Origin of the sequence: Lentzea jiangxiensis, from assembly GCF_900104175.1 — a bacterium.
Classification (GTDB): domain Bacteria; phylum Actinomycetota; class Actinomycetes; order Mycobacteriales; family Pseudonocardiaceae; genus Lentzea; species Lentzea jiangxiensis.
Genome location: NZ_FNIX01000005.1, coordinates 304,777 through 329,709, shown reverse-complemented (window position 1 = coordinate 329,709; position 24,933 = coordinate 304,777). Strand labels below are relative to the sequence as shown.

The 24,933-nt window shown below is 71.2% G+C and carries 19 protein-coding genes; 12 read left to right on the top strand and 7 right to left on the bottom strand.

Going from position 1 to position 24,933, the window contains the following annotated elements; genetic code table 11:
* Window positions 1-36 precede the first annotated feature (36 nt).
* Window positions 37-936 (top strand): PAC2 family protein, encoded by a 900-nt coding sequence (locus BLQ91_RS18295; RefSeq protein WP_281199517.1) that lies wholly within the window; start codon window positions 37-39, stop codon window positions 934-936.
* A gap of 82 nt (window positions 937-1,018) precedes the next feature.
* Complete coding sequence (locus tag BLQ91_RS18290; protein WP_245733604.1) at window positions 1,019-2,179, top strand: MFS transporter; 1,161 nt, start codon at window positions 1,019-1,021, stop codon at window positions 2,177-2,179.
* On the opposite strand, the gene BLQ91_RS18285 is transcribed toward BLQ91_RS18290, so the two are convergent.
* Together BLQ91_RS18285 and BLQ91_RS18280 are read right to left on the bottom strand one after the other, a co-directional pair.
* The gene (locus BLQ91_RS18285) at window positions 2,109-3,692 is read right to left on the bottom strand and encodes an ABC transporter permease (RefSeq protein WP_090098065.1); all 1,584 of its coding nucleotides are present in this window, start codon (window positions 3,690-3,692) and stop codon (window positions 2,109-2,111) included. The two genes, BLQ91_RS18290 and BLQ91_RS18285, sit on opposite strands and share 71 nt — an antisense overlap.
* Window positions 3,689-4,576, bottom strand: coding sequence for an ABC transporter ATP-binding protein (locus BLQ91_RS18280; protein WP_090098064.1), 888 nt, complete (start codon window positions 4,574-4,576; stop codon window positions 3,689-3,691). Before BLQ91_RS18280 ends, BLQ91_RS18285 begins: the two co-directional genes overlap by 4 nt.
* Window positions 4,577-4,658: 82 nt before the next feature.
* Here BLQ91_RS18280 and BLQ91_RS18275 point away from each other — a divergent pair, with 82 nt between their 5' ends.
* Window positions 4,659-5,156 carry a GbsR/MarR family transcriptional regulator gene (locus tag BLQ91_RS18275; RefSeq protein WP_245733602.1) on the top strand — a complete coding sequence of 166 codons (498 nt, stop codon included), beginning with the start codon at window positions 4,659-4,661 and terminating at the stop codon, window positions 5,154-5,156.
* An 84-nt stretch (window positions 5,157-5,240) separates the two neighbouring features.
* Here the strand turns inward: BLQ91_RS18275 and BLQ91_RS18270 are convergent, their stop codons facing one another.
* Window positions 5,241-6,341: a S1 family peptidase gene (locus BLQ91_RS18270; protein ID WP_090098062.1), complete on the bottom strand. Its 1,101-nt coding sequence runs from the start codon at window positions 6,339-6,341 to the stop codon at window positions 5,241-5,243.
* 502 nt (window positions 6,342-6,843) lie between these two features.
* Between BLQ91_RS18270 and BLQ91_RS18265 the strand changes: the two genes are divergently transcribed.
* Together BLQ91_RS18265 and BLQ91_RS18260 are read left to right on the top strand one after the other, a co-directional pair.
* Window positions 6,844-8,550, top strand: coding sequence for a S8 family serine peptidase (locus BLQ91_RS18265; RefSeq protein ID WP_245733600.1), 1,707 nt, complete (start codon window positions 6,844-6,846; stop codon window positions 8,548-8,550).
* Between the two features lie 170 nt (window positions 8,551-8,720).
* Window positions 8,721-9,083 carry a hypothetical protein gene (locus BLQ91_RS18260; protein WP_143022702.1) on the top strand — a complete coding sequence of 121 codons (363 nt, stop codon included), beginning with the start codon at window positions 8,721-8,723 and terminating at the stop codon, window positions 9,081-9,083.
* Here BLQ91_RS18260 and mshC read toward each other — a convergent pair.
* Window positions 9,080-10,318, bottom strand: coding sequence for a cysteine--1-D-myo-inosityl 2-amino-2-deoxy-alpha-D-glucopyranoside ligase (mshC, locus tag BLQ91_RS18255; protein ID WP_090098059.1), 1,239 nt, complete (start codon window positions 10,316-10,318; stop codon window positions 9,080-9,082). The genes BLQ91_RS18260 and mshC overlap by 4 nt on opposite strands.
* A 231-nt stretch (window positions 10,319-10,549) precedes the next feature.
* Here mshC and BLQ91_RS18250 point away from each other — a divergent pair, with 231 nt between their 5' ends.
* The 4 genes from BLQ91_RS18250 to ctaD are packed head-to-tail and all read left to right on the top strand — an operon-like array spanning window position 10,550 to window position 18,422.
* The gene (locus BLQ91_RS18250) at window positions 10,550-11,341 is read left to right on the top strand and encodes a slipin family protein (RefSeq protein ID WP_090098058.1); all 792 of its coding nucleotides are present in this window, start codon (window positions 10,550-10,552) and stop codon (window positions 11,339-11,341) included.
* Window positions 11,342-11,399: 58 nt separating this feature from the next.
* Window positions 11,400-15,296 (top strand): AAA family ATPase, encoded by a 3,897-nt coding sequence (locus BLQ91_RS18245; protein WP_090098057.1) that lies wholly within the window; start codon window positions 11,400-11,402, stop codon window positions 15,294-15,296.
* Window positions 15,296-16,621: an esterase/lipase family protein gene (locus BLQ91_RS18240; RefSeq protein WP_090098056.1), complete on the top strand. Its 1,326-nt coding sequence runs from the start codon at window positions 15,296-15,298 to the stop codon at window positions 16,619-16,621. The genes BLQ91_RS18245 and BLQ91_RS18240 overlap by 1 nt, the downstream gene beginning before the upstream one ends.
* 37 nt (window positions 16,622-16,658) lie before the next feature.
* Window positions 16,659-18,422, top strand: coding sequence for an aa3-type cytochrome oxidase subunit I (ctaD, locus tag BLQ91_RS18235; RefSeq protein WP_090098055.1), 1,764 nt, complete (start codon window positions 16,659-16,661; stop codon window positions 18,420-18,422).
* Here the strand turns inward: ctaD and BLQ91_RS18230 are convergent, their stop codons facing one another.
* Window positions 18,423-19,235 carry an SCO6745 family protein gene (locus tag BLQ91_RS18230; protein ID WP_090098054.1) on the bottom strand — a complete coding sequence of 271 codons (813 nt, stop codon included), beginning with the start codon at window positions 19,233-19,235 and terminating at the stop codon, window positions 18,423-18,425.
* 199 nt (window positions 19,236-19,434) lie between these two features.
* Here BLQ91_RS18230 and BLQ91_RS18225 point away from each other — a divergent pair, with 199 nt between their 5' ends.
* On the top strand, window positions 19,435-20,001 hold the full coding sequence (locus tag BLQ91_RS18225; RefSeq protein WP_245733598.1) for a DUF4240 domain-containing protein: 567 nt from the start codon (window positions 19,435-19,437) through the stop codon (window positions 19,999-20,001).
* A gap of 104 nt (window positions 20,002-20,105) precedes the next feature.
* Here BLQ91_RS18225 and BLQ91_RS18220 read toward each other — a convergent pair whose 3' ends face one another.
* Both BLQ91_RS18220 and BLQ91_RS18215 read right to left on the bottom strand, forming a co-directional pair.
* Complete coding sequence (locus tag BLQ91_RS18220) at window positions 20,106-22,034, bottom strand: vWA domain-containing protein (protein WP_090098052.1); 1,929 nt, start codon at window positions 22,032-22,034, stop codon at window positions 20,106-20,108.
* Window positions 22,031-23,410, bottom strand: a complete 1,380-nt coding sequence (locus tag BLQ91_RS18215) for a sigma 54-interacting transcriptional regulator (RefSeq protein WP_090098231.1) — start codon at window positions 23,408-23,410, stop codon at window positions 22,031-22,033. The genes BLQ91_RS18220 and BLQ91_RS18215 overlap by 4 nt, the downstream gene beginning before the upstream one ends.
* 167 nt (window positions 23,411-23,577) lie before the next feature.
* On the opposite strand from BLQ91_RS18215, the gene BLQ91_RS18210 reads away from it, so the two are divergent.
* Together BLQ91_RS18210 and BLQ91_RS18205 are read left to right on the top strand one after the other, a co-directional pair.
* Window positions 23,578-24,054, top strand: a complete 477-nt coding sequence (locus tag BLQ91_RS18210; RefSeq protein WP_090098051.1) for a YcxB family protein — start codon at window positions 23,578-23,580, stop codon at window positions 24,052-24,054.
* Between the two features lie 9 nt (window positions 24,055-24,063).
* Window positions 24,064-24,861 carry a hypothetical protein gene (locus BLQ91_RS18205; protein WP_090098050.1) on the top strand — a complete coding sequence of 266 codons (798 nt, stop codon included), beginning with the start codon at window positions 24,064-24,066 and terminating at the stop codon, window positions 24,859-24,861.
* Window positions 24,862-24,933 lie beyond the last annotated feature (72 nt).

Here is a 24,933-nt window from a genome sequence, read left to right as displayed (position 1 = left end):
CGATGACTTGGGCGGGGGAGGCCGTAGTCTGGCGCCGTGAACGATCCGTCCCAGGAATCCCCGACCCCCTCGAACCCGCGCAAACCGCTCACGGCTCCGATCATGGTCTGCGCGTTCGAAGGGTGGAACGACGCCGGCGACGCCGCCAGCACCGCGATCGAGCACCTCCAACTCACCTGGGACGCCACCCCGCTCGCCGAGATCGACCCGGACGACTACTACGACTTCCAGGTGACCCGCCCGACGGTCCGCATGGTGGACGGCGTCACCCGCAGGGTCGACTGGCCGACGACGCGGCTGTCGGTGTGCAGGCCTCCCGGGTCCGACGTGGACGTGATCCTGGTGCACGGCATCGAGCCGAACATGAGGTGGCGCAAGTTCGCCGCCGAACTGCTCGGCCACATCGACGCGCTCGGGGTGACGACGGTGGTGACGCTGGGCGCCCTGCTGATGGACACGCCCCACACGCGTCCGGTCCCGGTCACCGGCACGGCCTACGACGCGGACGCCGCCGAGAAGTTCGGTCTGGAGCACTCGAAGTACGAGGGCCCGACCGGCATCGTCGGCGTGTTCCAGGACGCGTGCGTGCAGGCGGGCATCCCGGCGATCTCGTTCTGGGCCGCGGTGCCGCACTACGTCTCGCAGCCGCCCTCCCCCAAGGCCACCCTGGCCCTGCTGCACCGGGTGGAGGAGGTGCTCGACATCGAGGTCCCGCTCGGCGCGCTGCCGGAGCAGGCCGAGGAGTGGGAGCGCACGGTCTCCGAGATGGCCGACGAGGACGAGGACGTGCGCAACTACGTGCGCGCCCTGGAGGAGCGCGGCGACGCGGCCATGCAGATCACCGAGGCGTCCGGCGACGACATCGCCGCGGAGTTCGAGCGCTACCTGCGCCGCCGCGGCCGCGGTCCCGGCTGGCCGTCGACCGGTCCTCGCTGAGCCTCCCCGAAAACTTAGGGATACGAAACACTTTTGCGCGCTCTCCGCCGCTCACCCCAATAGGGTGGGCGCGGAGGTGTCCGTGGGACGGTTGGCACGTGCCGGGCTGTACGCCGGGGCCCTGATCGGACCGTTCGGGGGTGCGGTCACCACGTCGATCCTGCCCGAGATCGGTGCCGGCTTCGGCCGGTCAGCCGGTTCCGCGGCCTCGACGCTGACGTTCTACCTCGTGCCGTTCGCCGTGCTGATGCTGGCTTCCGGCACGCTCGCGCAACGCTGGGGTCCACAACGGACTGTCCGGATCGCGTACGTCGCCTACGCCGTCACGTCCGCTTTGGCCGCTTCCTCCTGGACCTTCGAGGTGCTGCTGGCCTCGCGCGCGTTGCAGGGCGCGGCGAACTCGTTCACGACGCCGGTGCTGCTCGCGGTGATCGCCGCCTCGACGCCGAAGGAGAAGCTCGGCCGCGCGCTGGGGCTCTTCGGCGCGATGCAGGCGGCCGGGCAGACCTCCGCCCCGCTCGTCGGCGGGCTCGCGGCCGAGGTCGACTGGCGGCTCGCGTTCGTGGTGATCGCGGTCGTGGCCGTGGCGCTGGCGGTCCTGGGCGTGCCGCGGACCGACGCCGAGCCGGAGCGCGACGCGAGCCTGCGCAGCGCCTTCGTCCCGAGCACGTTGTGGCCGGCGCTCATCGGGTTCATCGGCTGGGGCTGCCTCGGCGGCCTGTCGTTCCTGGTGGCGTTCCGGCTCGACGACGTCTTCGGGCTCGGCGCGGGCCAGCGCGGTGTGCTGCTGACGGGCTTCGGCGTCGTCGGCTTCCTCACCGCGCGGCACGTCGGCAGGGCGATCGACCGGTTCGGCGCCACGACCACCGTCGTCGTCGGCGCGACGCTCGGCGCGGGCCTGGTCGCGGCGGCCGGCACCTCGCCCCTGGCCGCGGTGGTGGTCCTCGCGTGGGCCCTGACCGGCGCGGCCGCCCAGGGCGTGCTGGTGAGCATCAACGCGCTGGTGCTGACCGGCGACAGCGCCAACAGGGGCGGCAGCGTCAGCGTCGTGCAGTCACTGCGCTTCATGGGCGCCGCCGCGGCCCCGCTGGCGTTCGTCCCGCTCTACCAGGCGCACCCGCTGCTGGGGTTCCTGGTCCCGGCGGGACTGCTGCTCACCATCCCCGCGATCGTCACGTTGTCAGGTCGCGGCGCCGGAACCCGGCGAACCCCGCGACGAGGAGGAGCACCGCGACCGCGGTGAGCCACGCGAGCGGCCCGAAGGTGATGTCCGGGTACTTCGGGACGTGCGTGAACGGCGAGACGTCGAGGACCCACTGGTCGAGGCCCAGGGTCGGCCCCAGCAGCGTGAGCACCAGCGACACCGACACCACCGCCCAGCTCACGCCCGTGAGCCGCGGGAACACCCCGAACAGCAGCAGCGCCACGCCGGCGAGGACCCAGGCCGCGGGCAGCTGGACCAGCGCCGCGCCCAGCATCCGCGGCAGGACCGCGCCCAGGTCGTCGATCTGCAGGCCGTGGACCAGCCCCAGGCCGAGCCCCGCCGACGCCAGCACGACCGCGCCGCCCACCAGGGCGAACACCGCGTGTGAGGCGACCCAGCCCCAGCGCGAGACCGGCGTGGCGAGGACCGGCTCCGCGCGGAACGACGTCTCCTCCGAACGCAGCCGCAGCAGCGCCTGCACGAGGTAGATCGACGAGATCAGTCCCAGCAGCTGCGTGACGGTCGCGAAGAACGCGTCCACCATCGCGTCGGCACCGCCGATCCGCTGCACGACCTGGCCGAGCGCCGGGTTGTCCCGCACCATCTGCCCGACCGCCTGCGCCACGCTGCCGTAGATCACGCCGACGCCGAACAGCGCGGTGGACCAGCCGATGAGCGACCCCTTCTGCAACCTCCAGGCCAGCCCGGACGGGCTGCCGATCGAGCCCCGCGCAGGCCCGGGGCGTGCCGCGAACAGGCCGAGACCGACGTCGCGGCGCGTCACGACGTACGCGGAGACGCCGACGAGCCCCGCGAACGCCACCAGCGGGATCAGCAGCACCCAGAACCTGTCGTCGCCGAAGGACCGCACCTGCTCGGTCCAGCCGATCGGCGAGAACCAGGTGAGCCACCGCGGCCCCGACTCCCCCGCCGCGTCGCCCGCGGCCCGCAGCAGGTAGGTGACGCCGAGGAACCCGCCCGCGACCGCGTTCGACACGCGCGAGTTCTCCGACAGCTGCGCGGTGAACGCGCTGACACCGGTGAAGACCAGTCCGACGCTCGCCGTGGAGAGCCCGAACGCGAACGCGCCCGCCGGGGCGAGGTCCGCGCCGATCAGCGCCAGCGCCTGCAGCAGCCCGATCAGCAGGCTGGTGCCGCCCGCCACGACCACGGCCGCGGCCAGGGGCGCGTGCCGACCGACGACGGTGGCGCTGATGAGTTCCGTGCGGCCCGCTTCTTCTTCTGCGCGCGTGTGCCGCGTGACGACCAGCATCGCCATGACGGCGATGAACAGGCCGGAGAAGACGCCCCAGCGCCAGACGACCAGGCCGCCGAGCGACGACCAGTCGTGCAGCGGGCCGAGCATCGCGAGGAACGCCGAGTTCGCGTTGGCGGTGAGGCCGAGCAGCGCCCGCGACTCCTGCGACCCGTACAGCTCCTCGAGCGCCGTCGTCGTGGAGTAGGTGACGCCCACCAGGAACAGGACCCAGACGGGGAGCAGGACGCGGTCCCGGCGCAGTGCGAGGCGGACCAGCTGCCAGGTGCCGATCATTTCGCGTCCTCGTAGTGGCGCAGGAACAGCTCCTCCAGCGTGGGCGGCTGCGAGGTCAGCGTGCGCACGCCCGACGCCACCAGCTGCTTGAGCACGGGGTCGAGCTCGTCCGAGTCGACCTCGAACCTGACGCGGTTGCCCTCGACGACGAGGTCGTGGACGCCGGTGAGGCCCGCGAGGCCGTCGGGCGGGCCCGCGAGCTCGGCGGAGATCGACGTGCGGGTGAGGTGCCGCAGGTCGGCGAGCGTGCCGGTCTCGACGACGTGGCCACCCCGGATGATGCTCACCCTGTCGCACAGGGCCTCGACCTCGGCGAGGATGTGGCTGGAGAGCAGCACCGTGCGGCCGCGCTCGCGCTCGTGGTTGACGCAGTCCTGGAAGACGGCCTCCATCAACGGGTCGAGACCCGAGGTGGGCTCGTCGAGGATCAGCAGCTCGACGTCGCTCGCCAGGGCGGCGACCAGCGCGACCTTCTGCCGGTTGCCCTTGGAGTAGGTGCGGCCCTTCTTGCGCGGGTCCAGCTCGAAGCGCTCCAGGAGCTCCTCGCGGCGGACCCTGTCCACGCCGCCGCGGAGCCGTCCGAGCAGGTCGATGACTTCGCCGCCGGTCAGGTTGGGCCAGAGGTTCACGTCGCCGGGGACGTAGGCGAGCCGGCGGTGCAGCGCCGCGGTGTCCTTCCACGGGTCGCCGCCGAGCAGCCGCGCGGTGCCGGAGTCGGCACGCAGCAGGCCGAGGAGGATCCGGATCGTCGTCGACTTGCCGGCACCGTTCGGGCCGAGGAAGCCGTGCACCTCACCGGTCTGGACGTCCAGGGTGAGATCGTCCAGCGCACGCGTCGGGCCGAAGGTCTTCACCAGGCCCGACACGGATATCGCAGATGTCATGGCCGGTAAGCTACGCTTCTTTCACAACTTCGTGAAGCTCGTAAATTTTGCCCGATCAGCTGACGAAAGGGATGATGCGGCCGTGACGAGTGCTACACAGCGTGACCAGCAGGCGGTGAACCAGTTCGTCGAGCGGTTCGGCGGAATCCTGGCGGACACCGGCATGGCGCGCATGCCGGCTCGGATCCTCGCGGCGCTGCTGACGACGGACTCCGGGCGGCTCACCGCGGCCGAGATCGCCGACGTGCTGCAGATCAGCCCGGCGGCGGTGTCGGGCGCGGTGCGCTACCTGACCACGGTGCAGGTCGTGAGCCGCGAACGGGAGCCGGGGTCACGCCGCGACGTCTACCGGATGCGCGACAACGTCTGGTACGAGTCGACGTTCCGCAAGGACCAGATGCTGGGGATGATCGACGAGGTGCTCGCCGAGGGGGTCGCCGCGCTGGGCGCGGGCACCGAGGCCGGGGCCCGCCTGGACGAGACGCGCGAGTTCTTCCGGTTCGTGCACTCCGAGCTCGGGTCGCTGCTCGACCGGTGGCGGACGCACCGGGAGAAGTGGCTGGAGGAGCGGAAGTCCTGACGGCGTCGTCGGAGGCATCGTCACGAGACGCGACGAGGGGGAGCTTTCGCCGTTGAAAGCTCCCCCTCGCCAGTCTCGGCGACCTCAGCCCGTGACGAGCTTCAGGTTGTACGCCGAGAGGATCTCGTTGACCGGCTGGAAGTAGGTCGTGCCGCCGCTGCTGCAGTCGCCGGAGCCACCCGAGGTGACGCCCTGCGCCTGCGTGCCGCTGACCCACGAGCCACCCGAGTCACCGGGCTCCGCGCACACGTTCGTGCGCGTGAGGCCGCTGACCGCGCCCTCCTGGTAGTTCACCGTCTGGGCCTTGGCCTGGACCTCGCCGCAGTGCCAGCCCGTGGTCGAACCGGAACGGCAGATGGACGCGCCGACCGCGGACTCGGTGTTGCCGGACACGACGACGTCGGCGCCGCCGTAGTGGTTCACCTTGGCCGTGGGCGTCCACGAGGCGTTCGCCCTGACCCAGCCGTAGTCGTTGCCCGGGAAGGACGAGCCCTCGAACGCGCCCAGCGCGGTGCGGTCGGCGCCCGCCACGGAGTCACCCGGCGAACCGCAGTGACCGGCGGTCACGAACCCGCCCTGCACCGCGAAGCCGACCGAGCACCGTCCGGCGTTGTTGATGTAGTAGGCGTCACCACCGCGGATGTCCTTGAACAGCCGCGGAGCCTCGTCGGTCTCGACGACCTTCGCGACGGCGCCCGCCTTCTCCACCAACGGCTTGGCCGCGTCGGCCTGGCCGCGCCTGACGGTGATCGTCACGGCGTTGGCCTTGGTGTCGACGTACCAGCCGGTGACCTCGGAAGGGGCCGGCGAGGCGTCCAGCTCGGCCTTGGCCGCGTCGAGGTCGCTCGCCCTGTGCGCGACCGTCCGGGGCTCCGCGCCGAGCCGGCGCAGCCGATCGGTCTTGCCCGCGTCGGTCACGCCCACGACGAGCTTGCCGGACGACGCGTCGAACCACGCCCCTCCGAAGCTCTCGCCGGCGAAACCCTCCACGACCCGCTGCAGGGCCGCGGCCGCGCTCTCCTGGCGCAGCCTCTCCACCGCCTGCCCGGCGTCGAGCCCGAGGTCGCGCTGCATCGCGGCGAGCAGTTCGGCCGACGGTTGCGGCGCGGCGACGGCGACAGGGGATGCCGTGGCCGCGAGTGCACCCGTCAGCACGGCCACAGCCGCGACAGCCATGCGCTTCATAGGCAGTTCTCCTTGATCTTCGGTTTTTCCGCAGGGCCGGTGTAACGCCGGACCGGGCAACCGCGATGAGGAGATCAGCTGTGCTGCAACACAGCTCGCACGACACCGGATGACAGGCGTCCCCAGGCGGTCGAACTGCCCGATCAGTTCGTTCCTCCGTCTGGGCGACGCTATGTCGCGCTGTCTACCGGCCGGTAGGGCCGATCGAGGGGTGGACCTCTCGGCGTTCGAGTTGATATAGGGAATCGAAATGCGTCCTCTCAGTCTATTTCCGTGACTCAGAGCGACCATTTGTATTGACACGAAACGACAAATCTGTCAACAGTTCGCACTCGACGGCGTATCCCTCTGACCTGCGGTTTAGGTCTAGCGTGCAGTTCACCCTGTTCCCTGCACGAGGGAGAACCCTGCAATGCGAAGAGTCTTGGGTACGGGACTCACGGCCGCCGCCACCCTGTGTTTGGCCGCCGCCGTGGTTCCAGCCGCATCTGCTCAAGAAAACGTGGGGACGATTCTCGGCGCCGACCGCGCCAAGGTCGTGAAGGACAGCTACATCGTCTCGCTCAAGGCCGGAACGGCGTCGAGGGCCGCCGCTCCGGAGCTCGCGGGACGCTACGGCGGCCAGGTCGGCAAGATCTGGCAGCACGCGCTCAACGGCTTCTCGGTGAAGATGACGGCCAAGCAGGCCGCCCGCCTCGCCGCGGACCCGAAGGTCGCGTTCGTCGAGCAGGACGCCGAGGTGAGCCTCCTCGACGTCCAGCAGAACCCGCCGTCGTGGGGTCTCGACCGCAGCGACCAGCGCGACCTGCCGCTGAGCAACAGCTACCAGTACGACACGACCGCCTCGAACGTGACGGCGTACATCGTCGACACCGGTGTGCGCACCACGCACCAGACGTTCGGCGGCCGCGCCACCTGGGGCGCCAACACCTCCGGCGACGGCAACAACAGCGACTGCAACGGCCACGGCACGCACGTCGCCGGCACCGTCGCGGGTGCCGAGTACGGCATCGCGAAGGCCGCCAAGGTCGTCGCGGTGAAGGTGCTCAACTGCCAGGGCTCGGGCACCATCCAGGGCGTCGTCGACGGCGTCAACTGGGTGACCGCGAACGCGGTGAAGCCCGCCGTGGCGAACATGTCCCTCGGTGGCGGCGCCGCGGCCGCCCTGGACACCGCCGTCCGCAACTCGGTCGCGTCCGGCGTGACCTACGCCGTCGCGTCCGGCAACTCGAACACCGACGCCTGCTCGTCGTCCCCGGCCCGCGTGGCCGAGGCGATCACCGTCAACGCGTCGACCAACACCGACGCGCGCGCCTCGTTCTCCAACTACGGCACCTGCACGGACATCTTCGCGCCGGGCCAGAACATCGTGTCGGCGTGGCACACCAGCGACACCGCCACGAACAACATCTCCGGCACCTCGATGGCGTCGCCGCACGTCGCGGGTGGCGCGGCCCTGTGGCTCGCCACGCACCCGACCGACAGCCCCGCCGCCGTCTGGGCGGGCCTGAACGGCGCGTCGACCCCCAACAAGATCACCAACCCCGGCACCGGCTCCCCGAACAAGCTGCTCTACACCCTCTTCGGTGGCGTGCAGCCGGGCAACCCGTCGGTCACGAACCCCGGCACGCAGACCTCCACGGTCGGCACGCCGGTGTCGCTGCAGCTCTCGGCCTCCGGCGGCACCCCGCCGTACACCTGGTCCGTGAGCGGCCTCCCGGCCGGCCTGACGGCGAACGCCTCCGGCGCGATCTCCGGCACCCCGACCACGGCGGGCACCTCCACGGTGACCGCGACCGTCACCGACTCGGCCGGCAAGACCGGCACGGCGACGTTCTCGTGGGTCGTCAACGCGGTCGGCGGCAGCTGTGACGCCCGCACCAACTCCACCCCGGTCGCCATCGGCGACCTGTCGACCGTGAACAGCACGATCGTCGTCTCCGGCTGCTCGGGCAACGCCTCGGCCACGGCGTCGATCAAGGTCTCGATCACGCACACCTACAAGGGCGACCTCGTGGTGGACCTGGTCGCGCCCGACGGCACGGCCTACAACCTGCACAACCGCTCCGGCGGCTCGGCCGACAACATCAACGAGACCTTCACCCGCGACCTCTCGGGTGAGGCGGCCAACGGCACCTGGACGCTGCGCGTGCGCGACGCGGCGCTCCTCGACACCGGCACGCTGAACAACTGGACGCTTGACGTCTGATCGCTCCACCGCTGAACGAACCGCCCCCGGTGCTTCCGGGGGGCTTCCAGAGGTCGTCGCAACACAAGTGGCTAGCTGGCGTCGGCCGGCAGCTTGGCGAGACGCTCGGCTGGGGTATCCCAGTCGAGCGTTTTGCGTGGGCGGCCGTTGAGCTGGATTGCGATCGCGTCATGACGCGGCGGCCGTTGCCGCGCAGGATGTTCCCCGACGTCGCCGAGTCGCGGTGGCGGTCCGCGCTGGTGCGGCGGCGGCACCGCGAGGTGCTCGCCGACCGCGCGCTGGTCGACCGGGTGTGGGAGCGGTGGATCAACGCCGAGTCGCTCGTGCCGACCACCGCCGAGGCCGAGGACTGGATCGTGGTGTTCGGCCAGATCCGCGCGCTGCACCGGCAACTCCGCAAGGCCACACCGCCGCAGTTCCACACCATCGCGCACATCCAGCACCAGTTGGTGGCGGCGGTCGACCCCGAGGTGGTCATCCCGCAGGCCGTGGCGGTGGCCGCCCGGAAGGCGGCCACCAGCGCGAATCCCTAGAGCTCCACTCCCAGCAGCGCGTCCACGGCCGTGCGGATCTGCGACGGCCCGTGCTTGTCCGAACCGCCGTGCGCCAGCGCCTCGTCGGCCCACGCGTCGACGGCCGCCAGGGCGCGCGGCGTGTCGAGGTCGTTGCCCAGGTGGTCGCGCAGCCGCGTCACGGTGTCCACAGCGGACGGTCCGGACGGCAGCTCCGCGGCGCGGCGCCAGCGGGCGAGGCGGGTCAGTGCCTCGTCGAGCAGGGCCTGGGTCCACGGGCGGTCGGCGCGGTAGTGGCCCGCCAGCAGGGCGAGGCGGATGCCGTTCGGGTCGACCTTCTCGGCGCGCAGCTTCGAGACGAAGACCAGGTTGCCGCGCGACTTCGACATCTTCTCGCCGTCGAGGCCGATCATGCCCGCGTGCACGTAGTGGCGCGCGAACGGGTGCTGGCCGGTCTGGGCCTCGGCGTGCGCGGCCGAGTACTCGTGGTGCGGGTAGATCAGGTCGGAGCCGCCGCCCTGCACGTCGAAGCCGGTGCCGAGGCGGTTGTGGGCGATGGCGCTGCACTCGATGTGCCAGCCGGGGCGGCCCTCGCCCAGCTCGGACGGCCACGACGGTTCGCCGTCGCGCTTCATGCGCCACAGCAGGGCGTCGAGCGGGTGGCGCTTGCCGGGGCGGTCGGGGTCGCCGCCGCGTTCGCCGAACAACCGGAGCATGGTCTCCTCCGAGTAGTTCGACTCGTAGCCGAACCGCCCGGTGGCGTTGTGCTCGAAGTAGATGTCGGGGTGCTCGGGGTCGTCCACGCGGTAGGCGTGACCGTCGGCCAGGAGCTTCGCGACGACCTCGACGATCTCCGGGATCGCCTCGACGATGCCCACGTAGTCCTGCGGCGGCAGGACGCGCAGCGCCTCCATGTCCTCGCGGAACAGGGCCGTCTCGCGCATGGCGAGCACCACCCAGTCGTCCTTGTCCCGCAGTGCCCGCTCCAGCAGCGGGTCGTCGACGTCGGTGACGTTCTGCACGTAGTGCACGTTGTGGCCGTTGTCGAGCCACACGCGTTGCACGAGGTCGAACGCGAGGTAGGTCGCGGCGTGGCCGAGGTGAGTCGCGTCGTACGGCGTGATGCCGCAGACGTACAACCTGGCGGTGTCTCCTGGAGCCGTGGGGCGCACCTCGCCCGTAGCCGTGTCGAACAGCCGCAGCGGGCGGGGGTCCCCCGGAACCCGCGGCACAGGAATCGATGACCAGGTTTGCATGCTTCCGACATTAACGCGTGCCGCCGAGTGGAGGGCACCTCCCGGTTGTTGGAACCACCACTCCGGTCGGGGCGGGGCTGAGTGCCCGGACCCCGGGACCGCCGGCCTCCGCGGCGGTGACGACCGACTGCCGCCCCGGACGGGCGGAGACGGTCCCGAGCTGCTGAAAATTGTCGGACCCTAGGCGTACCGTTGCAGGTCAAGGGCATTCGCCGGGGAAAGGCGGGTCTCATGGTCTTCTTCGAGATCCTCGGCGGCATCGTCGTGCTCGGGGGCATCGGCCTCGCGACGAGCGCCAGGGTGATCAAGCAGTTCGAACAGGGGCTGGTGTTCCGGTTCGGCAAGCTCCAGCAGGCCGTGCGCGGGCCGGGGCTGACGATGCTCGTTCCCGGGGTGGACCAGCTCCGGAAGGTCAACATGCAGATCGTCACGCTGCCCGTGCCGGCGCAGGACGGCATCACGCGCGACAACGTCACCGTGCGCGTCGACGCCGTCGTGTACTTCAAGGTGCAGGACCCGGCGAAAGCCGTCATCAGCGTCGAGGACTACCGGTTCGCGATGCTGCAGGTGGCGCAGACGTCGCTGCGGTCGATCATCGGCAAGAGCGAGCTCGACGACCTGCTGTCCAACCGCGAGCGCCTCAACCAGGGCCTGGAGCTGATGATCGACACCCCCGCGATCGCGTGGGGCATCGACATCGACCGGGTCGAGATCAAGGACGTGGCGCTGCCGGAGAGCATGAAGCGCTCGATGTCGCGGCAGGCGGAGGCCGAACGCGAGCGGCGGGCACGCATCATCACCGCGGACGGCGAGTTGCAGGCGTCCAAGAAGCTTTCGGAGGCAGCCGGGACGATGGAGGAGACGCCCGGCGCGCTGCAGCTTCGGCTGCTGCAGACCATCGTGGAGGTGGCGGCGGAGAAGAACTCGACGCTGGTGCTGCCGTTCCCCGTGGAGCTGCTGAGGTTCCTGGAGAAGAACACGAACGTGGAGCTGCCCGAGGACACGAAGGACTCGTCCATGTGAGTTAACCGGAGTAACGCCCCTCGCGCGCGGACGACGTGTGGACAGGGGGTAGTGGCGCATGCGGGAAAGGGTCAGGAACAGGTTCGTCGGCATCGGTGTCGGCTCCTACGAGTCGGTGCAGCCGCTGCAGCACGCCGTGAGCGACGTGCGGGAGCTGCACGCCCTGCTCAAGGGCTACGACGGCGACCCGCTGGCCGACCCGACCGAGGCCGAGGTCCGCGCGCAGCTGAAAGACCTGCAGGCGGCACCGCAGGACGGCGGCGCGCTCGTGGCGCTGTGGAGCGGGCACGCGATCCCCGCGGCGAGCAACCTCCGGCTCCTGGCCAAGGACAACACCGGCAACTTCGACGGCATCACGCTGCACGACTTCGCGCTGTCGTGCGCCGCCTCGGGGGCACGGCAGGTTCTCATCATCATCGACGCCTGCTACTCCGGCACGCAGCTCGACGAGGCCGTCCGGACGATCGCGGAGATCCAGAGCGAGCTCCTGACGGGTCAGGTGCACTGGGCAGGCGTGCTCGTGTCGTGCTCCGACATCGAAACGGCCCGTGACGGCCTGTTCGGCGGGAAGTTGCGCAAGCTGCTGCGTGCGGGGCCTACGGCCGATGAGGACGCACGGCGGTGGAGCGACCGCACGGCGTTCGTCGATGGCAGCGCGGTCGGGATGGCGCTGCTGAACGCGTGGGACAGCGACGTCCAACGGCCGCGTTTCATGCAGTACGGCTCCGCACAGCCGATGCTGCCGAATCCGCTCTACGCCGCGAACACGGTGGTGAAGCACCTCTTGCTCGCGGCACGTGGTGGCGACTCGACGTCCGGCCGGTCGTGGTTCACCGGCCGCACCGCCGAGGTCGACAAGGTCGTGAGCTGGGTGCGGTCCGGCGTCCCCGGCCTGCGGGTGGTCACCGGGTCGCCGGGCACCGGCAAGTCCGCGGTCGTCGGCCGGGTCGTCAGCCTGTCCAACCCAGCCGAGCGCGACCTGCTGCTGACGACCGGGCCGCCGTTCCGGCACGCCGACCCCGGTCCCGACTCGGTGGACGCGGCCGTGCACGCCCGCGCGATGGACGCCGACCGCGTGGCCGACCTGCTCAGCCGCCAACTCGTCGCCGCGGGCCTGGTCGCCGCGCCGGAGGGGCCGCGGCGGGGTGCCGCGGAGCTGGTGGGCGTCGTCAGCGCGTTGCCGTCGCCGCCGGTGCTCGTCGTGGACGGCCTGGACGAGGCGCGCGGGGAGTCGTTCTCGATCGCCACCTCGCTGCTGACCAAGCTCGCGGCCTGCGCGGTCGTGATCGTCTCGACGCGCCAGGCCCAGCGGGTCGCGGGCGGCGCTCCCCTGCTGACCGAGCTGTCGCCGGTCGAGGTGCTCGACCTCGACGAGGCCGGCAGCGAGACCGACGTCCGCGAGTACGTCCTGGCACGCCTGGGCGCCGGCGCCGCGAAGTCCACTGTGGACGAGCTGGCGGAGCTGCCGTTCCTCACCGCGTGGATGATCACCGACCAGGTGCTGGCGGACGGCGGCGCCGACCTGAAGCTGTCGCTGGACGCGGCGTTCGAACGCGAGCTCTCGAAGGTTCCATCGGCACGTGCGCTGCTGACGGCGCTGACGTGGAGCTACGGCGCCGGATTCCCCGAAGCGGAGTGGATCGCGGTCGCACGGGCGTTGGCGGGGCAGGACTTCACGCGGGACGACATCACCGCGGTGCTCACCGAGCTGGGCCGTCACGTCGTGCAGGACGGCGAGGAGGGCACGGCGGTCTTCAAGCTGACGCACCAGACGTTCGCGGACCACCTGCGGCCGCCGTTCGCGCCGAGCCGGGACGAGGTTTTCGCACCGGACGCCGAGAAGGTCGCATGTGCGCTCATCGAACTGTACCGGCAGCGCATCGAGGCCGGAGTGCCGCCGAACGTGCCGGGCTACCTGTGGAAGTACGCGTGGCGGCACTGCGGACACGCGGGCACACGGGCGTTGGACGGGCTGCGCGCTCTCGCGGTGACGAATCGGATGTTGTTGCCGGACATCGCTCTCGCGGCTACGACGGCGGCGAACGAGCTGATGCACTGGGGTCGTGGCGATGAAGCCATTCCGCCGTTGGAGGAGGCGGCCGACCACTTCCGCGCCCTGGTGCCGGAACTGCGGATGTACCTGGCGGACCTGGCGTTCGTGCTGAACAAGCTCGGCCGGCGGTTCCGCGAGGCGGGACGGCTCCAGCAGGCCGTGGGGCCCGCCGAGGAGGCCGCGGTGCGCTACCGGGAGCTGGTGGCGGCGACCCCGACGACGGCGGAAAGCCTGACGCACAAACGGCTGGCGCAACGCATCGCCAAAACGACGACGCACGGCGGTGACAACCCGACGTACGCGGCGCACCTCAGCGGTGCGTTGGTGGACCTGAGCGATACGTACGCGATGCTCGGGCGTAGGCGAGATGCGTTGTCCACGGCTCGTGATGCCGTCGCGGCCGTTGAGTCCGATGCTCCCCTTGCGCGCGCGATGACGTGTCTTGCCGCGCGGTGCAGCGAGTCCGGGCTCCGGTACGAGGCCATGCACCGGTCGAGGCAGGCAGTCGAGCTCTTCTGGACGCTCGCGCAGACGAACCCGGTGTTCCTCGCGGACCTCGTCAGCGCGCTGGTCGAGCTGAGCCGCGACTACCTGGCGCTCGGCAGGCTCGCCGACGCCGACGGCGCGACCGGGCAGGCCGCGGAGATCAGCGGCACGCTCGGCAGGCACGCGGCGTTCCGCCCGCAGCTCGCCGACGCGGCCCTGAGCCTGAGCGTCGCCCACAGCATGGCCGGCCGGACCGACGCGGCCCTGACCGCCGCCCGGCAGGCCGCCACCCTCGCCGAGGGCCAGCGGCTCCACGCCCAGGCCCTGCACAACCTGATGCGCCGCCAGCGCGACGCGGACAAGCCCTCCGAGGCGCTGGAGACCGGCGAGAAGACCATCGAGGTCTGCCTGCTGCCCGAGAACGCCGACCGCCTCTCGACGCTGGCAGCGGCGTTGTTCACCCTCGACACGCTCTGCGCCGGCCTCGGGCAGCCCGAAACCGTCGAGAGGGCCTGGGAGCGGGTGACCGCGCGGTTCACCGGCCCGCACCTCGCCACGCTGCTGATGCTGCGGGCGGCGGCCACGTCGGCGGGTGATCCGGCGGCGGCGAAGTGGCTCTGCCAGGCGCTGGCGCACGTCGGCCAGTCGCGGCAGACGATCCACGACGTGCACGACATCGCGCGCCGCCACTACGACTCGGGTCCGTGGCCGTGGGACACGACGCCGGACTGGCTGACGGTCGACCGGACGTTGCTGCGGACCGCCCGCGCCTGGGTGTTCGCGCGCTCGTACGCCGAGGAGTGCGCGGTCCTGCTGCGCCACCCCGAGCTGTTGTCCGCCGACGCCGACGTCGCGGTGACGGAGGCGTTGTACGGCACGAGCCTGATCGAGGCCCAGGCCATCCAGTCGCGGCGGGCCACCGCGCGGCAGAAGGGCGTCGAGCTCGCCTACCGGCCGTGGCTGCTCGCCAGCCTCGCGGACGAGTTCGTCGACGCCACCCCCGCCCGCCGCCGCGAGCTGCTCGCCACGCGGCGGGCCGAGCTGCTGGACAAGGAAGTCCTCAAGAACGTCCGCGACAACCGCCCCGTGCACGCGTTGCTGCTGCTGGCCGGGCAGGACGCCGACGTGCTCGACCGCGTGCTGGACGCCGTGCAGGACCCCGCCCGCGCCACGGAGGTCCTGCGCGAGCTGGCGGCGTCCGCGTCACCTCAGGCACTGACCCAGGCCGTGACGGCGTTGGAGCCGCACGCGCTGGCCGCGCTTTACAAGGCGGTCGCGCGCGCTCGCGCCGGTGACGAACGGCTGGCGTTGCCCGTGCCGGACCAGCGCCTCGCGTGGATCCGCGAGCTGACCCACCTGGTGCCCGCGAACCTCGCACTGCTTACCCTCATCCGCAAGCTCGCCGAGGAGTCCTGATGAGCGATCTGGTCGTCGTCCTGCCCGGCATTCTCGGCAGCACGCTCCGCAACGCCGACGGCATGGTGTGGGAGGTGTCGCCCAAGGCCGCGTTGCGCGCCGTCCTGACGCTGGGCCGCAACCTGAAGCGGCTGAAACTCCCGGCCGGCATCGGCGACGAGCACCCCGGTGACGGCGTCGAGCCCGTGGGGCTGATGGCGGACCTGCACGTCGTCCCCGGCATCTGGACGCCGCTCAAGGGCTACGACCGGGTGACGCGCAGGATGAACTCGCTCGGCTACACCGCCGAGAAGGGAAACCTGCTGCTCTTCGCCTACGACTGGCGGCTGTCGAACCGCTACAACGGCGCGCTGCTGGCCCGGCGGGTGGACGAGGCGCTGGACCGGATCGGCCCGGACGCCAAGGTCAGCTTCGTGTGCCACTCGATGGGCGGGCTGGTGGCGCGGTGGTGCGTGGAGCAGTGCGGGATGGCCGAGCGGACCGACAAGCTGATCACGATGGGCACGCCCTACCGCGGGGCCGCCTCGGCGCTGGACCAGCTGGTCAACGGCGTGCGCAAGGGGCTCGGGCCGCTGGCGGTCGACCTCACGGAGTTCGCGCGGTCCATGCCGTCGTTGCACCAGCTGCTGCCCGAGTACGCGTGCATCGAGACGCCCGGAGGCCTGGTGAAGACGACTGAGACCTCGTTGCCCGAGCTGGACACGAAGATGGTCGCGGACGCGATGGCGTTCCACGACGCGTTGACCGACTCGTTCGCCGACCGCACGTACGCGATCCTCGGCGGTAAGCAGCCCACGCCGACGACGGCGCGTATCGCCGACGGCAAGGTCACCTGCTACCGGACGTACGAGGGCGAAGAGCTGTACGGCGATGCGACCGTGCCGATGGTCGGAGCCGCACGGCGTGGGCTCGCGTTGTCGTCGAACACGCTGCACCGCGTGACGGAGCAGCACACGTCGTTGCAGGACAACGCCGCCGTCTTGGACGCCGTCGAGTCGTTCCTGACAGCCAAGGAGATCGTCCCGCGCAACATCACCGACACGGAACCGCAGGTCAGCGTGCCCGACCTGGTGCTGGCCGGCGAGGACCTGGAGGTCACCGTCGAGCTGAAGAACACGACCGCGCGGGCGTTGAAGGTCGCGCTGCTCGACGAGAACGGCAGACAGCTCGAATCGCGCAGCCCGGCCATATCCGAGAGCATGGCGATCAGATTCGGCGGATTGGCCCCCGGCGCCTACTACGTGCAGGTCAGCGGCATCAGAGCAGGCGCTCCGGTCGTTCCGGTGACGTCCGCGGCGCTGGTCGTGGATTGCCCCCCGGTCTGACCGGGAGGACGATTGTCCCCTGCACGGAGGAGGCGCGATGACCACGATCAAGCCAACGCCCGTAGTCCCCCATCCCGGGGCGGCGCGCGCACGGCGCAAGGGCTCGTACCTCCTCTCGCTGTTCAGGACGACGGATCCCAAGCAGATCGGGATCATGTACCTGACCACGTCGTTCGTGTTCTTCATGATCGGCGGCGTGATGGCGCTGCTGATGCGCGGTGAGCTGGCGCGGCCTGGTCTGCAGTTCCTGTCCAACGAGCAGTACAACCAGCTGTTCACCATGCACGGCACCGTGATGCTGCTGCTCTACGCGACGCCGATCCTGTTCGGGTTCGCGAACTTCGTCCTACCGCTGCAGATCGGGTCGCCGGACGTCGCGTTCCCCCGCCTCAACGCCTTCTCGTACTGGCTGTACCTGTTCGGCGCCCTCACCGCCGTCGCGGGCTTCGTGACGCCCGGTGGCGCGGCGGACTTCGGCTGGTTCGCCTACACGCCGCTGTCGTCGGCGGTGCACTCGCCGGGCGTCGGCGCGGACCTGTGGATCATGGGCCTCGCGGTCGGCGGCCTCGGCACGATCCTCGGCGCGGTCAACATGATCACGACGGTCGTGTGCCTGCGGGCGCCCGGCATGACGATGTTCCGGATGCCCATCTTCACCTGGAACATCCTGGTGACGTCCGTGCTGATCCTGCTGGCGTTCCCGATCCTCACGGCCGCGCTGATGGGCCTGGCGGCGGACCGGCACCTCGGGGCGCACGTGTTCGACCCGGCCAACGGCGGCGTGATCCTCTGGCAGCACCTGTTCTGGTTCTTCGGCCACCCCGAGGTCTACATCGTCGCGCTGCCGTTCTTCGGCATCGTGACGGAGGTCTTCCCGGTCTTCAGCCGCAAGCCGCTGTTCGGCTACAAGGGCCTGGTGTTCGCGACGCTGGCGATCGCGATGCTGTCCGTGGCCGTGTGGGCGCACCACATGTACGCCACCGGCGCGGTGCTGCTGCCGTTCTTCGCGCTGATGACGTTCCTGATCGCGGTGCCGACCGGCATCAAGTTCTTCAACTGGATCGGCACGATGTGGAAGGGGCAGCTGACGTTCGAGTCGCCGATGCTGTTCTCGATCGGCTTCCTCGTCACGTTCCTCTTCGGCGGCCTGTCCGGCATCCTGCTGGCCTCCCCGCCGCTCGACTTCCACGTGTCCGACACGTACTTCGTGGTGGCGCACTTCCACTACGTGCTGTTCGGCACGATCGTGTTCGCCACCTACGCGGGCATCTACTTCTGGTTCCCGAAGATGACCGGCCGGTTCCTCGACGAGCCGCTGGGCAAGCTGCACTTCTGGACGACGTTCCTCGGCTTCCACGGCACGTTCCTGGTGCAGCACTGGCTGGGCAACGAGGGCATGCCGCGCCGCTATGCCGACTACCTGCCGTCGGACGGCTTCACGTTCCTCAACACGTTCTCGACGATCGGCTCGTTCATCCTCGGCGCGTCCGTGCTCCCGTTCGTGTGGAACGTCTTCCGCTCGTACCGCTACGGCGAACCGGCCCCGCAGGACGACCCATGGGGCTACGGCAACTCGTTGGAGTGGGCGACGACCTCACCCCCGCCGCGGCACAACTTCATGGAGCTGCCGCGCGTCCGCTCGGAGCGCCCGGCGTTCGAGCTGCACTACCCGCACATGGTCGAGCGGATGCGCGATGAGGCGCACTTCTCCCTCGTCCACCCCGGCAAGCACCAGGTGGGCAAGGACGAGACGACGGAGAAGGCGCTCGCCTCGACGCACCGCGACGACGAGCCGGAGTAGCTACCTCTTGCCGGGCAGCAGACCACCGTCGACCACGGCCTTGCTCAGCGGTGCGGCGAGCTCGACGAACCGCTGCTTCTCCTGGTCGGACAGGACGTCGTAGGCCGGCGCGGCCATGCGGTCCGTGTCGTCCTCGACGCCCTGCCGCAGCTCGCGGCCCTTGTCGGTGAGGAGCTGGTCCTCACCGACGAGTCCGCGGTGCTGCAGGTCCTCGACCGTGGCGTCCCACTGCTCCTGCGACCACGCACGCGTCTTGCGCAACGTATCGGCCGGATAGTCGCCCGTCGCGGCGTGCAGCACCAATGCCTCGATACCGGTGATGTTGTGCCTCAGCAGAGCCGCGAGGTGCCCGTCGCCGCGGAACTCGCGCAGCAGCGTCTGGGCGTGGAAGAGCTGCAGGAGCGTCTCGTCGGGCCAGGGCAGGCTCGCGTGCGCGGCGAACAGCGTGCGCCCGTGCGGCATGTCCTTCGACCGCTCGGCGGCGCGCTTGGCCAGCGCGGTGATCTCCGCGAGGTCGTCGGGCAGCACCTTGCGCAACGCCTCGTCCGCCGCCTCCCAGCGCAGCTCGAGGATGCGCTGCGGCGTGACCTTCTCCCACACCTGCGGGATGCGCGCCCGCACCAGGTCGGGGTTGAAGTTGTAGAACGTCGCGATCACGACCTCCGGCCCGACCGCGCCCATCGCCGCGGCGCGTGACGCGAAGTACCCGCCGGGCCGGTCGAGCCCGGCGCTCGCGTACCGGGAGTCCGCCTCGGGGACGAAGTAGATCATTCCGTGCACTGCTTCGAGCGAGCGGAACAGAGTCTTGATCATGGTTACAACCTAGCGGTGCGGCCCGGCCCGTCGGCGAGCGAATCGGCGCTCGGCGGGGCTTCTCCCGGCACCGCCCCCACGCCCCGGACAACAGGACGTGGGCGCGGCACCACGATGCACCCGTCTGACCGCTGGTTCCCCCGGCGACGTTCGGAGCCACACGCTGGAACGTCACGGCTCGCAAGCCAGGCTCGAAAAAATGTCAGACCCCTCTGCCAAGCTCTTCGCCGTGGACCCGAACACCTTCTGGAAGCTCATCGCCGACGCGAGAGCGAGCGTCGCCGACCCGTCCGACGGCTACGAGGTGGCCGCCGCCGCGGTGGTGCTGCTCGCCGAGCGCCCGCCCGGCGAGATCATGGCGACCCAGCAGGTCCTGTGGGACCTGCTGGCCGCCTCGTACCGGAACCCGCTGTGGGCGGCGGCGTACGTCATCAACGGCGGCTGCTCGGACGACGGCTTCGACTACTTCCGCGGCTGGCTCCTGACGCAGGGCGAGGAGACCTACCACGCGGCACTGGCCTCCCCCGACTCGCTGGCGGACCTGCCGGCGGTCGTGGCCGCCGCCGAGTCCGGCGAGGAGCTCGAGTGCCAGGAGGCCCTGTCGATCGCCTGGAACGCCCACATCAAGGCCACCGGCATGCAGCTGCCGCAGGACGCCTTCCGGATCCGCTACCCGGAGCTCGACCCGGACTGGGACTTCGACTTCGACGACAGCGCCAGGCTGGCTCCCCGGCTGCCCCGCCTGGCCGCGCTCTACGACCTCTGACGCGGCCCGGCCACGACACCGCACGCGAGGAGGAGCGGGTACGCCCGGAAGCCGCTGCCCGCCACCCCGCACCCGCTACTCGCCGGCCACAGGGCACGTGGACGTCACCGCCGCCGGCGCCGAGACCTCAGGTAGTCGCTGACCACAGCGGCCCCGAGCCCCTCCTCGTCAGCCGACACCACCCGCCCACCGCCCCGCCGCGCCACGATGTCGACGAACGCCGCCAGCCGGGGGTCGTCCCCCAGCTTGAACACCGAGATCGTCGCCCCGAGCCGCGCGAGCGCGTCGACCTCGTTCAGCGTCTTCGTCAACGTCCGGGGCAGCGGCGGGTAGTGGAACTCCGCGTCCCCGTCCGGTTCCAGGTGCGCCGTCGGCTCGCCGTCGGTCACCACGAGGACGACCGGCTGCGCGTCCGGATGCCGCCGGACGTGCCGCCCGGCCAGCAGCAGTGCGTGGTGCAGGTTCGTGCCCTGCTCCCACACGCCTTCCAGCGCCGTCAGCTGACCGATGTCCACGGTCTCGGCGTAGCGCCCGAAGGTCACCAGCTGCAACGCGTCCGTCCGGAAACGGGTGCGCACGAGGTGGTGCAACGCGAGAGCCGTGCGCTTCATCGGCACCCAACGCCCGTCCTGCACCATCGACCAGGAGGTGTCCACGCACAACGCGACGGCCGCACGTGTGCGGTGCTCGGTCTCGGACACCTCGAGGTCCACGACGTCCAGAGACGTCGAGCCGGAGCGCAGCACGGAGTTGCGCAGCGTTCGCGGTACGTCCCACGGCTCGGTGTCGCCGAACTGCCACGGCCGCGTCGACCCGATCAGCTCGCCCGCGGCGCCGGCCGACGACGTCTCGCGCGACCCCTGCGACGAGCGCAGCTGGTCCACGACGCCGCGCAGGGCCGTTTCCCCCAGGCGCCGCAACGCTTTCGGCGTCAGCTTCAAGGTGCCGTCGGGAGCCCGCTCCACGATGTTCTGCGAACGCAGCGCCTTCTCCAGCTCGGCCAGCCGGCGGGCGTCGACCGAGGCCGACTCGCCCAGCTGCCGTTCGAGCGCCTCGAGGTCGATGTCCTCCAGGCGGGCGCCGGGGTAGGACTGGGAGAGCTGCTCGGCCAGGGCGTCGAGCTCGGCGAGGTCCGCCATCGCCTGCGCGCCCTCGCCGAGGCCCAGCGGGTCCTGGCCGCGGAAGCGCGCGGACGACGTCCAGTCCTCACCGGGGCGCAACCGCCGCAGCAGCGAGTCCAGGGTGGACAGCGAAGAGCCGATGCCGCCGAAAGCCTGCTGGGACAACGCGGACAGCTCGGCGCGCTGCTCCTCGGTCATCGAGTTCATCATGCGTTGCGCGGCGGCCGAGCGGGCGGCCAGCGCGTCGATGAGCTCGTCGACGTCGCGGGGCTTCTCGGGGAAGAACTCGCCGTGCTTGCGCATGAACTCGTCGAACTGGCGCGGCGTGTCCGGCGAGCCGGCGGCGTGCGCCTCCAGCAGCGAGTTGAGGTCGCGCAGCATTCGCTGGATGCGCTCGACGTCACGCGAGTCCACGTTGGACAGCGCTTCCTTCATGCCCTGGAAGCGCTGGTCCAGCAGCTCGCGGCCGAGCAGGTCGCGGATCTGCTGGAACGCCTCGCGGGCCTCCTCGGAACGCCAGTCGTAGGACGACAGCTCCTGCACGGCCGCGGCGGTGCCGGGTGGCAGGGCGTCGAGCTGGGCCTCGCGGAAGCGCGCGTCGTCGGACGGGTCCGGGAACAACGCCCTGCGTTCGGCTTCCAGGGCCTTGGCGAGCAGCTGCCCGACCTCGGTCAGCGTGCCGTCCAGCCGGTGCCGGCGCTGGAGGGCGGACCTGCGCTGCCACAGGCGCGACGTCAGGTCGTCGAGGCCGCGGGTGCCGTCGACGCCGCGGCGCAGCAGTTCGCGCAGGGCGGACGCCGGCGACGCGCCCTCCATGATCTCGCGGCCGAGCTCGTCCACGGCCGCGCGGAGGTCGACGGGCGGCGCCAGCGGATCGGCGCCGCCGCCCCAGCGTCCGTAGCGGTATCTCATCCGTACACCGATCGGTCGTCGTCGGAGGAGTTGTCCTTCGACAGGTGGCGAGTCAGGTAGAGCGACTCGAGGGCCAGTTCCACGGCCGACGCGATGCGCCCGACGGGGTCCTTCGGGCCCGCGCCCAGGCGGGCCGCCACCTCGTGCAGGACCGGCAGTTCCGGCAACGCCGCCAGCAGGTCGCCCGCGTGCACGCGGTCGCCGGTCGCGACGGGGTGGCCGTCCGAGACGGCCTCGGCGAGCGCGCGGAGGTTCAGCCCGGCCAGGCGGGCGCGGGCGGTGTCGGCGATCGCGCGGCGCAGCAGGTGCACGAGCACCTCCTCCTCGCGGCCCTCCTCCCCGGCCTCGAACTCGAGCTTGCCGCGCAGCACGTCCGGCACCGACTCGAGGTCGATCGGGCGCGCGATGGCCGGCGTCTCGCCGATCAGCGCGGACCGGCGCAGTGCCGACGCGGCGACGGTTTCCGCCGCCGCGATCGCGAACCGGGCCGAGACGCCGGAGCGCTGGTCGATCGACGACGACTCGCGCAGGTGCCGCACGAACCGGGCGATGATCTCCAGCAGGTGGTCGCCCACCTCGGCGACGAGCTCCGCCTCCTGGCGGACCATGTCGACCTCGGCGTCGACCTCCAGCGGGTAGTGCGTGCGCACCTCGGCGCCGAAGCGGTCCTTGAGCGGCGTGATGATGCGGCCGCGGTTCGTGTAGTCCTCGGGGTTCGCGGTCGCCACGAGCAGCACGTCGAGCGGCAGCCGCAGCGTGTAGCCGCGGACCTGGATGTCGCGCTCCTCCATGACGTTGAGCAGCGCCACCTGGATGCGTTCGGCCAGGTCGGGCAGCTCGTTGATCGCGATGATGCCGCGGTGGGCGCGCGGGAGCATGCCGTAGTGGATGGTCTCCGGGTCGCCCAGCGAGCGGCCCTCGGCGACCTTCACGGGGTCGACGTCGCCGACCAGGTCGCCCACGGACGTGTCGGGCGTCGCGAGCTTCTCCGCGTAGCGCTCGTCGCGGTGCCGCCACACCACCGGCAGGTCGTCGCCGAGCTCCGCGGCACGCCGCCTCGACTCCGGGGTGATCGGGTCGAGCGGGTGTTCGCCCAGCTCGGAGCCCTCGATGACGGGGGTCCACTCGTCGAGCAACGAGATCAGGGTGCGCAGCAGCCGGGTCTTGCCCTGCCCGCGCTCACCGAGCAGGACGACGTCGTGGCCCGCCAGCAGCGCGCGTTCGAGCTGCGGCAGCACCGTGCGGTCGAAACCGACGATGCCGGGCCACGGGTTGCGCCCCTCGCGCAGGGCCGCGAGGAGGTTCTCCCTGATCTCGGTCTTGACGCCGCGCGGCAGGTGCCCGGCGGCGCGCAGTTCGCCCGCCGTGCGGGCCATGTTCTGGGTCACCCGGTCGACGCTACGCACCGAACCCGGACCCGTCGATGTGGAGCAACTCCAGGCGCGGGCGGACGCCGTGCGCCAGAATGCGGGGCGACATGAGTAGCAGCGTTGATTTCAGGTGGGCCCCATCACCGGCGGACTGGCGTGCCAGCCTGCGCGCGATGGTGCCGATGTTCAGGTGGGCGCCGTGGTTCGCGCTCGTGTTCGCGGTGATCTCGCTCGTGCTGCTGTTCGGCTTCGAGGACACGGTCGTCGTGGCGGTCTTCGGCCTGGTGTGCGCGCTGGTCATCGGGTTCATGGAGCCGGTCGCGGTGTGGTGGCGCTTCTCGTCGGACGAGATGATCAGCCGGACCGTGGTGGGCAGCGCCGACGACCAGTCGTTCCGGATGGCGGTCGGCCGCTCGATCCGCGAGGAGATCGCCTGGGACGAGCTGCCCGGCTGGACCGAGACCCGGCAGGGCTTCGTGCTGGACACCCTCGACGAGGGCGCGGCGTCGCTGTCCGTGCCGCACCGGGCGTTCGCGTCCGACGAGGACCTGGCGTCGTTCCGCGCGCTCCTGCGACGGCACATCGGCCCGGCGAAGCAGGTGCCTCTGATCGGGCACACCGGGTGGGGCTCCCGGCGCCCGGCCACGTAATCTCGTCGGGTGTCCTGTGCAAGTGCCACGCTGGTCGTGTGGACTTCGGGCTGGCTGCACGGTCTGGCCGCCGCCGACGACGTCCTCGACGCCCTGCACACGTGGGCCGAGCAGCACGAGGTGGTGGCCGACGACGACGGCACCGCCACGGCGCTCGACCTCCCCGGTCCCGACGAGGCCCCGGTGGGCCCCGCCCTGCTGCTGGCCGCCCTGCGGCGCGCGGGCGCGACCTCCGCGAGGCTGGTGCTACCGGTACCGGGCGACGTCCGGGGCCTGGGCGGCAAGGGAACGCTCGCGACCTGCGCGCTGCGCTCCGGCGAGGCGCTCGTGGTCCCGTCGGTCCACATCGGCCTCGTGCCGAAGATCGTCGCCGACGGCGTGATGCGCTGGACGGTGTTCGACCTGCCGTCCTCCACGGGCCTCGAGCACATCCCGATCGGCGAGGCCGAACACGGCCTGGGTGCGGCCCTGCGCGGGGCGACGGCCGCACTGGCCTCTCTCGACGTGGCGAAACACCGCCCGAACGTGCGCAAGGAGATCGCCGACCTGGCCGCGGAGAACTCCACGCTGCCCTGGCCCGACGCCATGCCGCCCCGCGCCCTGCGGGTGCTGCAGCGCGCCGCGGAGGTGGACGCGATCGTGCGGGTGGCACGGTCCGACTCCCCCGGCGGGGCGCTGTCGGCGTCGGCGAGCACGGCCCGCGCCGAGGCGCTGCGCCCGGTGTCGGAGGCCGTGCGGCGGGCGCGGTGCGCGGCGGTCGACGAGGCCGTGCGCGTGCTCGCGGACAGCGGCGCCGGCCGGCACTGACGTTCGCCAGGAGCTGATCCCCCGGTTCCGCACTGACCCGAACGAGTGGTTCTCCTCCCGCTGTCCCACCTG